10 protein-coding genes are annotated in these 12814 nt (G+C 70.2%); 5 read left to right on the top strand and 5 right to left on the bottom strand.

Annotated features, from left to right (window positions below; all coding sequences use genetic code 11):
• Nucleotides 1-35 precede the first annotated feature (35 nt).
• The 4 genes from AV521_RS20390 to AV521_RS20375 all read left to right on the top strand — a co-directional run bounded on the left by AV521_RS20390 (nt 36) and on the right by AV521_RS20375 (nt 3097).
• The gene (locus tag AV521_RS20390; RefSeq protein WP_076089911.1) at nt 36-623 is read left to right on the top strand and encodes an RNA 2'-phosphotransferase; all 588 of its coding nucleotides are present in this window, start codon (nt 36-38) and stop codon (nt 621-623) included.
• Between the two features lie 34 nt (nt 624-657).
• The gene (locus AV521_RS20385; RefSeq protein WP_107480964.1) at nt 658-1116 is read left to right on the top strand and encodes a hypothetical protein; all 459 of its coding nucleotides are present in this window, start codon (nt 658-660) and stop codon (nt 1114-1116) included.
• 42 nt (nt 1117-1158) lie between these two features.
• A complete protein-coding gene (locus tag AV521_RS20380; RefSeq protein WP_076089909.1) occupies nt 1159-2061 on the top strand; it encodes an LLM class flavin-dependent oxidoreductase in 903 nt (300 codons plus the stop codon).
• 148 nt (nt 2062-2209) lie between these two features.
• Nucleotides 2210-3097: a Cof-type HAD-IIB family hydrolase gene (locus tag AV521_RS20375; RefSeq protein ID WP_179023248.1), complete on the top strand. Its 888-nt coding sequence runs from the start codon at nt 2210-2212 to the stop codon at nt 3095-3097.
• 14 nt (nt 3098-3111) lie between these two features.
• Here AV521_RS20375 and AV521_RS20370 read toward each other — a convergent pair whose 3' ends face one another.
• From AV521_RS20370 to AV521_RS20355, 4 genes are all read right to left on the bottom strand, one after another.
• Entirely contained in the window at nt 3112-4767 is a 1656-nt protein-coding gene (locus AV521_RS20370; RefSeq protein ID WP_076089907.1) for a GAF domain-containing protein, read from the bottom strand.
• 82 nt (nt 4768-4849) lie between these two features.
• A complete protein-coding gene (gene cydD, locus AV521_RS20365) occupies nt 4850-8449 on the bottom strand; it encodes a thiol reductant ABC exporter subunit CydD (protein WP_076089906.1) in 3600 nt (1199 codons plus the stop codon).
• A 59-nt stretch (nt 8450-8508) separates the two neighbouring features.
• Nucleotides 8509-9528 (bottom strand): cytochrome d ubiquinol oxidase subunit II, encoded by a 1020-nt coding sequence (gene cydB / locus AV521_RS20360; protein WP_076089905.1) that lies wholly within the window; start codon nt 9526-9528, stop codon nt 8509-8511.
• A 15-nt stretch (nt 9529-9543) separates the two neighbouring features.
• Nucleotides 9544-11052: a cytochrome ubiquinol oxidase subunit I gene (locus tag AV521_RS20355; RefSeq protein WP_076089904.1), complete on the bottom strand. Its 1509-nt coding sequence runs from the start codon at nt 11050-11052 to the stop codon at nt 9544-9546.
• A 208-nt stretch (nt 11053-11260) separates the two neighbouring features.
• On the opposite strand from AV521_RS20355, the gene AV521_RS20350 reads away from it, so the two are divergent.
• A complete protein-coding gene (locus AV521_RS20350; protein WP_076089903.1) occupies nt 11261-11638 on the top strand; it encodes a cyclophilin-like fold protein in 378 nt (125 codons plus the stop codon).
• 13 nt (nt 11639-11651) lie between these two features.
• Here AV521_RS20350 and hisC read toward each other — a convergent pair whose 3' ends face one another.
• Nucleotides 11652-12731, bottom strand: a complete 1080-nt coding sequence (gene hisC / locus AV521_RS20345) for a histidinol-phosphate transaminase (protein WP_076089902.1) — start codon at nt 12729-12731, stop codon at nt 11652-11654.
• Nucleotides 12732-12814: the final 83 nt, after the last annotated feature.

The raw sequence follows: 12814 nt of genomic DNA, 5'->3' as shown, positions 1-12814 counted from the left end.
CTGCGTGATCCGTGCCTCTCCCGCAGGCTGGACACATGAATGCAAGACACGACGAACGACACGACGCGCGACACATCGACGAAAGACGCACCGTGAAGGTGTCGAAGTACCTCTCCAAACACCTGCGTCACCAACCCGAGCGCATCGGGCTCACCCTGGACCCGGCCGGCTGGGTGGAGATCGACACGCTGATCTCCGCGGCCGCCTCCCACGGCTTCCGGTTCACACGCGAGGAACTGGACCACGTGGTGGCCACCAACGACAAGCAGCGCTTCGCGATCGAGGGGAGCCGGATCCGCGCCAGCCAGGGCCACAGCATCGAGATCGACCTCGGCCTGCCCCCGGCGACCCCGCCGCCGTACCTCTACCACGGCACCGTCGCCCGGAACCTGGACGCGATCCGCGTGGACGGCCTCCGGCCCATGAACCGGCATGACGTGCACCTCTCCGCCGACCGTGAGACCGCCACCCGGGTCGGCGCCCGCCGCGGCCGCCCCGTGGTGCTCGCCGTCGATGCCGGCGCCATGCACCGCGACGGCCACGTCTTCCGCGTCAGTGCCAACGGAGTCTGGCTGACCCAGGCCGTACCACCGCGCTACCTGCGGTTTCCCGGCCCCCGGTGACACCGCGCGGCGCACCGCGGTCATGATCGGTGCCATGGATCACTCGAACGAGCATCTGCCGACGACCGAAGCCGCCGTCACCGCGCTGCGCGCCCTCGCCGCCCAGTACGGGCGCGAGATCGAGGTGACCCACGACATCGGCGCCGACCAGACCTCCCGCCGCACTGCCGCGGGCATCGGCGTGACCGCGGACCCGGACGGCTCCCTGCCGCACGAGGCATACGCCGAATTCGGCGGCGTGCCCCGGGTGAGCGTGCGGCTCTACCCGGACGACGACGCGCTGATCACCGTCGAGGGCATCGAATGCCACGACGTCCCGCGCGACGACGTGCCCGCCTTCCTCCGCTCCGTCTTCGGCGATCTCGCACACGTCAAGGCGCACCGCTTTCCGCCGGGCTACCGCCTGGTCGTCCCGCTGCCCGGCGACCGCACGTACAAGGAGTACGTCCCGATGATCCTGCTCAGCCCGTGGCTGAGCAGCCGCGTTCGGTGACCGTTCGGTCCGTTGTCAGTCGGGCCGCTTACCCTCGAACGCATGAGTCTGCGTCTGAGCACCGTGATCCTGCCCTACCGCCGCTGGGGCGAAGGCGGCCGTTCGGCCTGGGTGCGGGCCGAACAGCTCGGCTTCCACGCGGCGTACACGTACGACCACCTGTCCTGGCGCAGCTTCCGTGACGGCCCGTGGTTCGGCGCGGTCCCGACACTGACGGCCGCCGCCGGCGTCACCGAGCGGCTGCGCCTCGGCACGCTGGTGACCTCGCCGAACTTCCGGCACCCGGTGACCCTCGCCAAGGAGCTGATCTCCCTGGACGACGTCTCCGGCGGCCGGATCACCCTGGGCATCGGCGCCGGCGGCATCGGCTTCGACGCCACCGCGCTGGGCCAGGAGCCGTGGAGCCCACGCGAGCGCGCCGACCGGCTCGCCGAGTTCGTGCCACTGCTGGACCGGCTGCTCACCGAGGACGCGGTGTCGTACGAGGGCCGCTTCTACTCGGCCCACGAGGCGCGCAACATCCCCGGCTGCGTCCAGCGGCCCCGGCTGCCGTTCGCCGTGGCGGCCACCGGCCCGCGCGGCCTCAAGCTCGCGGCGCGGTACGGCCAGGCCTGGGTGACCACGGGCGATCCGAAGCTGTACGAGTCCGGCACCCCCGAGCAGTCCGTAGAGGCCCTGCGCGGCCAGTTCGCCAAGCTGTCCGAGGCCTGCGCGGACGCCGGGCGGGACCTGGCCGGCCTGGAGAAGATCCTGCTCACGGGCTTCACCCCGGACCGCGCGCGCCCGCTTCAGTCCCTGGACGCCTTCGTGGACTTCGCCGGCCGGCACCAGGAGCTGGGCTTCACCGAGATCGTGATCCACTGGCCCATCCCGGACTCCGACTTCGCCGCGGGCGAGAAGGTCTTCGAGCAGATCGCCATGGAGGCCGTGGCCCAGCTGGGCTGACCGGACCGCCGCGGGGCCCCGGACTGCTGCAGGGCCGCAGGGATCCCCGCAGGTCCGAGGGGGTCGCCGCCGGGGCCGAGGGGATCCCGCGGGGCCGAGCGTCATCTGTGTCTCATCTGTGCGCAGTCCCGCACGGCCGTGCTGGCATATGCGCCAGAATGGCCCGGTGACCTCAGCGACCAGACAGCCCGGGACCCCGTCCGCCGCCCTACGGCCGCGGCTGATCGCCACCGACCTCGACGGCACACTGCTGCGGGACGACAAGTCGGTCTCCCCGCGCACGGTCGACGCACTCGCCGCCGCGGAAGAGGCCGGCATCGAGGTCTTTTTCGTCACCGGCCGCCCGGCCCGCTGGATGGACGTCGTCAGCGACCATGTCCACGGCCACGGCCTGGCGATCTGCGGCAACGGCGCCGCCGTGGTCGACCTGCACGGCGGCCCCGGCGCCCACCGCTTCGTGAAGGTGCGCGAACTGGCCCGCGCGAACGCCCTGGACGCCGTACGGCTGCTGCGCGAGGCGGCACCCGGCACGGTGTACGCGGTCGAGCAGACCTACGGCTTCCACCAGGAGCCGGACTATCCCAAGCTGCACCTGGAGATACCGGACCATCTGCTGCCCGCCGAGCAGCTCCTCGCCCCCGACGGCCCGGACGCCGACCAGCCCGTGCTCAAGATCCTGGCCTACCACCCCGATCTCGACCCGGACGCCTTCCTCACCCTCGCCCGGCTGGCGATCGGCGACCGCGCCAACGTCACCCGCTCCAGCCCCAGCGCCCTGCTGGAACTGAGCGGCCCCGACGTCTCCAAGGCCAGCACGCTCGCCCTGTGCTGCGCCGAGCGCGGCATCTCGCACGAGGAGGTCGTCGCCTTCGGCGACATGCCCAACGACGTCGAGATGCTCACCTGGGCCGGCCAGTCGTACGCGATGGGCAATGCCCACCCGGACGTCATCGCCGCCGCGTCGGGCCGTACGGTCGCCAACAACGAAGACGGCGTCGCAGTCGTGATCGAGCAACTGCTCGCGGGACGTTTCTAGCGCCTGAGGGCGCCTCAGTACGGCGCCTCCCACACCACCGCCGTCCCGCCGCCGTTCTCCCCGATGCCAGGGCCGATCCGGCTGTCCCCGCCGAGCGACTCGGCTCGCCGCTTCAGGTTCCGCAGCCCGCTGCGCCGGCCGCCCTCGGGGATGCCGACGCCGTCGTCCGCGACGGTCAGCCGTACCCCGCGGCCCCCGCCGGCCAGGGTGACCGTCGCATCGACCACGACGTCGATACGGGAGGCGTCGGCATGCCGGAACGCGTTGGACAGCGCCTCCCGCAGCGCCGCGATCAGGTTCTTGCCCGTGAGGTCGCCGACGGTGTCGACGGGGCCGAGAAAGCGGTGCGACGGCTTGAACCCCAGTGGTACGGCAGCCATGTTGATCTCCCGCAGCACCCGCGTCCGCAACCCCGACGGCGCCTCAGCCGGGCTCTGCTGCAACGCGAAGATCGCGGTGCGGATCTCCTGGATGGTGACGTCGAGTTCGTCCACCGCCTTGCCGACGCCCTCACGCACCTCCGGCACCACGGACCGCCGCTGTGCACTCTCCAGCATCAGCCCCGTGGCGAACAGCCGCTGGATGACGAGGTCGTGCAGATCCCGGGCGATCCGGTCGCGGTCCTCGAACACCGCCAGCCGCTCCCGGTCCCGCTGTGCCTCGGCCATCATCAGCGCCAGCGCCGCCTGCGAGGCGAACTGCACGGCCAGTGTGCGCTCGGCCCGCGTGAACGGCCGTCCGCCGCGCGCCCGGGGCGTGACCAGCGTGCCCAGCACCCGGCCGTCGCTCTGCAGTGGCACCATCATCGCCGGGCCGTAGCCGCTCGCGTACTGCGTCAGCATCCGCGAGTCGGTGGCCGCGTCCGCGACGAACACCGCCTGCCCGTCCAGGAGTTCGGCGACGATCCGGCTCTCCGGCGGAATCACCGCGCCCAGCATGCCCGTCGGCTCGTCCGAGGCCACGGCCACCACCTCCAGGCCGCCCTCCTCCGCGGGCAGCAGCACGACCCCGGCCGCCGCTCCGGACAGCCGGCGTGCCTGCTCCGCCACGACCTGGAGGGCGTCGTCGGCGTCCCCGCCGGACAGCAGCGCCGTGGTCACGGCCACGGACCCGTCGATCCAGCGCTCCCGCTGCATGGCCGCCTCGTACAGCCGGGCGTTGCCGACCGCGATACCGGCCTCGGTGGCCAGCACCTGGACCATGGCGAGGTCGTCGTCGTCGAAGGGCCGTCCATCGCGCTTCTCGGTCAGATAGAGATTGCCGAAGATCTCGCCCTGCACCCGGATCGGGACCCCGAGGAAGCTGCGCATCGGCGGATGGTGCCCGGGAAAGCCGCACGAGCGCGGATCCTCGCTCAGATCGGCCAGCAGGACCGGCTCCGGCTCCCTGATCAGCGCACCGAGCAGCCCCCGGTGCCCGTCGGGCAGCCGGCCGATCCGGCGCGCGCTCGCCTCGTCCACCCCCTGGTAGACGAAGTCGGAGAGGCCCCCACCCTCCTCGGCGACAACCCCGATCGCCGCGTACCGGGCGCCGGTCAGATCGGCGGCGGTCTCACAGATCCGGTCCAGCGTGGAGTGCAGTTCCAGCCCGCTGCCCACGGACCGCATCGCCTCCAGCAACTGCGGCATCCGCAGAGCCGGCTCGGGGTCGGGCGAGGGCGAAGCGCACATGCCCCGAGCGTAATTAGTGCCTTTTGTCATCGAAACCGGAGCCGGGAACCGGGGTGACACCGGGTTGACGCCGGAGCACCCGTCAGGCCGCCCCCACCAGCGACTCCGCTTCCGCCTCCCGCAGCGCCAGCGCCCGCAACGGCCCGTCCACCGCGAGAAGCTCAGCGTACGTGCCCCGCTGCACCGCTCGCCCGGCGTCGAGCACGATCACCTCGTCCACCGCCTCCAGCCCGGCCAGCCGGTGGGTGATCAGCAGCGTCGTACGACCCTCCGTGGCAGCCAGCAGATCGGCTGTCAGCGCGTCGGCCGTCGGCAGGTCCAGGTGCTCGGCGGGCTCGTCGAGGACCAGGACGGGGAAGTCGGCCAGCAGCGCCCGGGCCAGCGCCAGCCGCTGCCGCTGCCCTCCCGACAGCCGCGCTCCGTGCTCGCCGACGAGCGTGTCCAGGCCGTCGGGCAGCCCGTCCACCCAGTCCAGCAGACGGGCCCGCTCCAGCGCCCGGCGCAGATCGGCCTCGGTGGCGTCCTTCCGCGCCAGCAACAGGTTCTCGCGCACGGAGCTGTCGAAGAGATGCGCGTCCTGCGCACACAGCCCGACGAGCCGCCGTACGTCGTCACCGGCCAGCGCGTACGCGTCCACGCCGGCGAGCGTGTAGGCGCCCTCCTGCGGGTCGAGGAAGCGCAGCAGGACCTGGGCGAGGGTCGTCTTGCCGGAACCGGACGCCCCGACCACCGCAATCCGCCGCCCCTCGCGCAGCGTGAGCTCGAACCCGGCCAGCGCCTCCCTCTGCTGCCCCTCATAGCGGGCCGCCAGCCCCTTGACCATCACCGGGAACGGCGAGGCGGGCGCCTGCCGGGGCCGCTCGGGCTCACGCACGGGCTCCGGAGCGTCGACCACCTCGTAGACACGCTCCGCGCTCCGCCGCACCCGCTGCCGGTGGCGTACCGCGAGCGGCATGCCCAGTACGGCCTCGAAGGCGGCCAGCGGAGTGAGGACGACCACGGCCATCGCCACGCCACCGAGCCGGCCCGCAGCCACCGCCTGGGCGCCGAGCAGTGCGGTCGCCGTGACGGTCAGCCCGGAGATCAGCGCCGTGAGCCCGTCGCCCAGCGCCGTCACGGCGGCGGCCCGCGAGGCGATCCGGGTCAGGGTGCCGTCGGCTCGCCGGGCCGCGTCCGTACGGGCGGGCAGCGCACCGGCGACGGTCAGCTCCGCGGTGCCGGTGAGCAGGTCGGTGACCCGGGTGGCGAGGGCACCCCGGGCGGGGGCCAGCCGTCGCTCGGTCCGCCGGGCCACGGTCGCGGTGACGAGCGGGACGCCGACACCGGCCGACACGAGGCCCGCCGCGAGGGCGGCACCGGCCTCGGGCAGGAGCCAGGCCGTGAAGCCGACGGAGGCGACGGAGACGGCCACGGCGACCGACGCGGGCAGCAGCCAGCGCAGCCAGTAGTCCTGGAGCTCGTCCACGTCCGCGACCAGCCGGGTGAGCAGATCACCACGCCGGGCGCTCCGCAGCCCGGCGGGCGCGAGCCGCTCCAGCCGCCGGTACACGGCGACCCGGGTGTCTGCCAGCATCCGCAGCACCGCGTCATGCGACACCAGCCGCTCGGCGTACCGGAACACGGCCCGCCCGATCCCGAAGGCGCGCGTGGCTGTCACGGCGACCATCAGATACAGCACAGGAGGCTGCTGCGCGGCCCGCGAAATAAGCCACCCGGACGTCGCCATCAGCCCCACGGCACTGCCAAGCGCCAGACCGCCGAGCAACATGGCCAGCAACAGCCGCCCCCGCCGGGGCCCGGCGAGCCCCCGAACCCGGCCAAGCACGCGAGCGGACCGCCCGAAACGACGCCCCGAACCGCCACCCTGGCGCCGCGCTACCGGACCACTCTCCAGCCCATCGAAGCCGGCCTCAGCCAAGTCCCGCTCTGCCAAGTCCTGGTCTGCGGATACATCGTCCATCCCACCGGGTCGGGTGGCGAGTGGGCGAGGGCGGGGGTCCAGGGGGCGGAGCCCACTGGCAGGCCCGCCGTAGCCCCGGTCGGCCAATGACTCGGCGCTCTCCAGCCGCACCACCCGGTCCGCACCCTCCAGCAACGCCGGCCGGTGCACCACCAACAGCACCGTACGACCCGCCGCGAGCCTCCCTACCGCAGCCACGACCTCCGCCTCGGTCGCCCCGTCCAACCCCGCCGTCGGCTCATCCAGCACCAGCACAGGCCGGTCCGCGAGAAACGCCCGTGCCAGAGCCAACCGCTGCCGCTGCCCCGCCGACAGCCCGGCCCCGTCCTCCCCGAGCACGGTCTCGGCCCCCTCGGGCAGCGCATCCACGAACTCCAGCGCCCCGGCATCCCGCAGCGCCCGCCGTACGGCGACATCGTCCGCGTCGGGCCGCGCCAACCGCACGTTCTCCGCGATGGTCCCGGCATACAGATGCGGCTGCTGGGGCACCCACGCGATCCGCGACCGCCACTCCTCCGCGTCGAGGCCGGCGAGATCCGCTCCCCCGATCCGCACCCGCCCCTCGGTGGGCGCGACAAATCCGAGCAGCACGTTCACCAGCGTCGACTTGCCCACCCCGCTCGGCCCGACCAGCGCGACCGTCTCACCGGGCTCGATGGTGAACGACGCCTCCGTGACGGCAGCCGTGGACCGGCCGGGATAGCGGACGGTGACCCCGTCGAAGGCCACCGCACCCGCGGGCACGGCACCGGAACCGGACGCCGGAACCGGCGTCTGCAGCACGGCGAAGATCTCCTCCGCGGCGGCAAGCCCCTCGGCCGCCGCATGGTACTGCGCACCGACCTGACGCAACGGCAGATACGCCTCGGGCGCCAGCACCAGGATCATCAGACCGATGTACAGATCCATGTCGCCGTGCACGAGCCGCATCCCGATCGTCACCGCGACCAGGGCGACCGACAGCGTGGCGAGCAACTCCAGCGCGAAGGAGGAGAGAAAGGCGATCCGCAGGGTCCGCAGGGTGGCCTGCCGGTACTCTCCGGTGATCCGGCGGATGGACTCGGCCTGCGCCTTGGCCCGGCCGAAGACCTTCAGCGTGGGCAGTCCCGCGACCACATCCAGGAAATGCCCGGACAGCCGGGACAGCAGCCGCCACTGACGGTCCATCCGGGACTGGGTGGCCCAGCCGATCAGCATCATGAAGAGCGGGATGAGGGGCAGGGTGCCGACGATGATCGCCGCCGACACCCAGTCCTCGGTGACGATCCGCGCCAGGACGGCCACCGGCACGACCACCGCGAGCCCCAACTGAGGCAGATAGCGGGAGAAGTAGTCGTCGAGAGCATCGACCCCGCGCGTGGCCAGAGTGACCAGCGAACCGGTGCGCTGCCCGGCCAGCCACCCAGGACCCAGCGCCGCCGCCCGATCGAGAAGCCGTCCCCGCAGTTCGGACTTCACCGCCGCGCTCGCCCGGTGGGCGGCGAGCTCGGTGAGCCATGCGACGACCGATCGACCTACGGCAACGGCCACCAAAAGCAGCAGGGGAGTGCGCAGTTCAGCAACGGACTGCCCATGCTGGAACGCGCCGACGACAACCTCGGCGATGAGCATCGCCTGGGCGATGACCAGCCCCGCACCGACGGCGCCGAGGCCGACGACCGCTACGAGGAAGAGACGGATGGCGCGGGCGTACTTCAGCAGGCGTGGATCGATTGGTTTCACGTGAAACGTGCCCTTCGGTCCAGAGGGTGTGTTTCACGTGAAACACACCCTCGACGGACTCAGTGTGCGGTGCCAGCCGCAGCGTCGGGAGCGATGTGCTGCGTGCCGATCCGCTTGCGGAACACCCAGTAGGTCCAGCCCTGATAAAGCACCACCAGGGGCGTGGCTATGGCAGCCAGCCACGTCATGATCTTCAGGGTGTACGGGCTCGACGAGGCGTTGGTGACTGTCAGGCTCCAGTCCCCGTTGAGCGTGGATGGCATGACGTTCGGGAAGAGCGACAGGAAGAGCATCGCCACAGAGGCCACGATGGTGACGCCCGACAGGGCGAACGCCCAACCCTCACGCCCGAGTTGATTGGCCACCAGAGCGGCCACCAGGGCGACGACCGCCACGAGCAGGACCACCAGGCTCTTGCCATTACCGTTGTGGGCCTGCGTCCACAGCAGGAATCCGAGCGCCACGACAGCCGTGACGAGACCGACCCGCAGGGCCAGCTTCCGTGCCCGCACCCGGATGTCGCCCACGGTCTTGAGCGCGGTGAAGACCGCTCCGTGGAAGGTGAACAGCGTGAGCGTCACCAGACCGCCGAGCAGGGCGTAGGGGTTGAACAGGTCCCCGAGGCTGCCGACGTACTCGAAGTGCTGGTCGATCTTGACGCCCGCCACGATGTTCGCGAAGACCACGCCCCACAGGAACGCCGGGATCAGCGAGGTCCAGAAGATCGCCGCCTCCCAGTTGCGCTGCCAGTTCTCCTCGGGTCGCTTCGCCCGGTACTCGAAGGCGACGCCTCGGACGATCAGACAGACCAGGATGACCAGCAGCGGCAGATAGAAGCCGGAGAATAGGGTGGCGTACCACTCCGGGAACGCGGCGAAAGTCGCGCCGCCGGCCGTGAGCAGCCAGACCTCGTTGCCGTCCCAGACGGGCCCGATGGTGTTGATCAGCACCCGTCGCTCCGGCCGGCCGCGGGCCAGCAGCTTGGTGAGGATGCCGACTCCGAAGTCGAAGCCCTCCAGGAAGAAGTAGCCCGTCCACAGGACGGCGATCAGGACGAACCAGACGTCGTGAAGTTCCATGACTGTTCCCCCGGCCTAGTACGAGAAGGCCATCGGCTTGTCGGCGTCACGGGTGTCGCCGCCGATCTTCGTGGGCGGATTGAGGTCGGCCTCGGTCAGCTCGGGCGGGCCGGCCTTGACGTACTTCGCGAGCAGCTTGACCTCGACCACGGCGAGGATCGCGTACAGCGAGGTGAAGACGATCATCGAGGTGAGGACCTCGCCCTGGGAGACACCGGGGGAGACCGCGTGCCGGGTCTGCAGGACGCCGTAGACGACCCACGGCTGGCGGCCCATCTCGGTGAAGATCCAGCCCCAGGAGTTGGCGATCAGCGGGAAGGCCAGGGTCCAGGTCGCGATGCGCCAGTACCAGGGCGTGAGCTTCGGGCTGAGCGCCTTGTTCTTGAACAGCACCAGATGCGGTACCTCGTCCTCGCCGACCCGCAGATGCTTCGGCAGCATGAACTTCTTCCGGGTCAGCCACAGGCCGGCCAGGCCGATGGCGAAGGAGGACATACCGAAGCCGATCATCCAGCGGAAGCCCCAGAAGGCGACCGGGATGCTGGGACGGTAGTCACCCGGGCCGAACTTCTGCTGCTCGGCCTTGTTGACGTCGTTGATGCCGGGAACGTACGAGGTGAAGTCGTCGTTGGCGAGGAAGGACAGCAGACCGGGTATCTCGATGGCCACGGAGTTGTGGCCCTTCTCCACATCGCCGTAGGCGAAGATCGAGAAAGGTGCCGGCTTCTGCCCGTCCCACAGCGCCTCCGCGGCCGCCATCTTCATGGGCTGCTGCTTGAACATGACCTTGCCGAGGGTGTCACCACTGATCGCGGTGAGCAGACCGGCGATGACCACGGTGACCAGGCCGAGCCGCAGCGACGTCTTCATCTCACCGATGTGCTTCTTGCGGGCCAGATGGTAGGCGGCGATGCCCACCATGAAGGCGCCGCCGGTCAGGAACGCCGCGGACAGGGTGTGGAAGGCCTGGCTGAGTGCCGTGTTCTGGGTCAGCACGGCCCAGAAGTCGGTCAGCTCGGCCCGGCCCTTCACCTTGTCGATCTTGTATCCGACCGGGTGTTGCATCCAGGAGTTGGCCGCGAGGATGAAGTACGCCGACAGAATCGTGCCGATCGAGACCATCCAGATGCAGGCCAGATGGATCTTCTTGGGCAGCTTGTCCCAGCCGAAGATCCACAGGCCGATGAAGGTGGACTCGAAGAAGAACGCGATCAGCGCCTCGAAGGCAAGCGGGGCACCGAAGATGTCACCGACGAACCGCGAGTAGTCGGACCAGTTCATGCCGAACTGGAACTCCTGGACGATGCCCGTGACCACACCCATGGCGATGTTGATCAGGAAGAGCTTGCCCCAGAACTTTGTCGCCCTGAGGTACTTCTCCTTCTCCGTGCGCACCCAGGCCGTCTGCAGCCCGGCCGTGAGGGCGGCCAGGGAGATGGTCAGCGGGACGAACAGGAAGTGGTAGACGGTGGTGATGCCGAACTGCCAGCGCGCCAGTGTCTCCGGCGCCAGAGCCAGGTCCACGTCGTCACTCTCCTTACTACGGCGTGGTACAGCGGCGGTTTGCCCTGTTTGTATCGCTCATACAGGGCAATCGGGACACGCTTGTGAACGCGTTCACATTCACAAGCCATTATGACGTACTGATTTTCGGCAACCAACGGGGGGTCCCCCCTTCGCCTCCCCGTCAAGACCTTGGCAGCGACTTCAACATCTTGTTGAATTGCGCGGCATGCAGATACGTATCTCCTGGCCCGCGGGAAACATCACCGCGACCTTCGACGCAGACACACCGACATGCCAGGCCCTCGCCAAGGCACTGCCGCTCACCTCCACCGCCTGCACATGGGGCGAGGAGGTCTATTTCGACACAGGTGTCTCCGTTTCACGTGAAACGGACGCCCGTCAGGTCGTGGAACCGGGCACGGTGGCCTTCTGGACGGACGGTGACGCGCTCGCCCTCCCCTACGGCCGCACGCCGATCTCGCGAGGCGACGAATGCCGCCTCGCGAGCCCGTGCAACATACTGGGGCGCCTCGACGGAGACGCCCGGATGCTGGCGACCGTCCGCGACGGCGACCCCGTCCGCGTGGAACTGATCGGCGAGTAAAACCGCCGCTGAGCTAGAGCTCCTTGCGGAACGCCTCCGTCACCTTCAGGAAGATGTCGTTCGCCTCGGTCTCGCCGACCGTCACCCGCACACCCTCGCCCGGGAACGGCCGGACCACCACACCGTGCTGCTCGCAGGTCTGAGCGAAAGCGACCGTACGCTCCCCCAGCCGCAGCCAGACGAAGTTCGCCTGTGTCTCCGGCACCTTCCAGCCCTGGGCGCGCAGCGCGTCGACCACGCGCGTGCGCTCGCACACCAGCGAACCGACCCGGCCGAGCAACTCGTCCTCGGCCCGCAGCGAGGCGATCGCCGCTTCCTGCGCGAGCTGGCTGACGCCGAAGGGCACCGCCGTCTTGCGCAGCGCGGCCGCGACCGGCTCATGGGCGATCGCGAAACCGACCCGCAGCCCCGCGAGCCCATAGGCCTTGGAGAAGGTACGCAGGACACAGACGTTGGGCCGGTTCCGATACAGCTCGACGCCGTCGGGCACCTCGGGATCGCGGATGAACTCGCGGTAGGCCTCGTCCAGCACGACCAGGACATCGCGGGGCACCCGGTCGATGAACCGCTCCAGCTCGGCCCGCCGCACCACCGTGCCGGTCGGGTTGTTGGGGTTGCAGACGAAGATCAGACGCGTCCGGTCGGTGATCGCGTCCGCCATCGCGTCCAGGTCGTGCACATCGCCGGGCGTGAGCGGCACCTGCACCGACCGGGCACCGTTGATCTGCGTGATGATCGGGTACGCCTCGAAGGAACGCCAGGCGTAGATCACCTCGTCACCAGGACCGCTGGTGGCCTGGACGAGCTGCTGGGCGACACCCACCGAGCCGGTGCCGGTGGCGAGGTGGGAGAGCGGGACGCCGAAGCGTTCCGACAGTTCGTTCATGAGCCCCGTGCAGGCCATGTCCGGGTAGCGGTTGAAGTTGGAGGCGGCCGCGGTCACGCTCTCCATCACACCGGGCAGCGGCGGATACGGGTTTTCGTTGGAGGACAGTTTGTAGGCGACCGGCCCTTCGGCCGCGGCAGGCTTGCCCGGCTTGTAGGTGGGGATACCCTCCAGCTCAGCGCGCAGCTTGGGGCTCGTCTCGCTCACCGCAGTCCTCCTCGCGACCCCCGGCGGACCGTCGACGCCGCCGGCTTCCAATACTCCACACCTTATGAGGATTCGGCCCCGGT

The organism is Streptomyces sp. IMTB 2501 (genome assembly GCF_001953885.1).
In the GTDB taxonomy this organism is placed as follows: Bacteria; Actinomycetota; Actinomycetes; order Streptomycetales; family Streptomycetaceae; genus Streptomyces.
Note: the sequence above shows the minus strand (reverse complement) of the source record. Positions and strands in the feature narration are given on the sequence as shown.

Coding starts and splice junctions, on each gene's coding strand:
- AV521_RS20380 (WP_076089909.1), top strand. CDS start 1,159: ATGAGTCTGCGTCTGAGCACCGTGATCCTGCCCTACCGCCGCTGGGGC.
- AV521_RS20370 (WP_076089907.1), bottom strand. CDS start 4,767: ATGTGCGCTTCGCCCTCGCCCGACCCCGAGCCGGCTCTGCGGATGCCG.
- AV521_RS20350 (WP_076089903.1), top strand. CDS start 11,261: ATGCAGATACGTATCTCCTGGCCCGCGGGAAACATCACCGCGACCTTC.
- AV521_RS20385 (WP_107480964.1), top strand. CDS start 658: ATGGATCACTCGAACGAGCATCTGCCGACGACCGAAGCCGCCGTCACC.
- AV521_RS20390 (WP_076089911.1), top strand. CDS start 36: ATGAATGCAAGACACGACGAACGACACGACGCGCGACACATCGACGAA.
- cydB (WP_076089905.1), bottom strand. CDS start 9,528: ATGGAACTTCACGACGTCTGGTTCGTCCTGATCGCCGTCCTGTGGACG.
- AV521_RS20375 (WP_179023248.1), top strand. CDS start 2,210: ATGCGCCAGAATGGCCCGGTGACCTCAGCGACCAGACAGCCCGGGACC.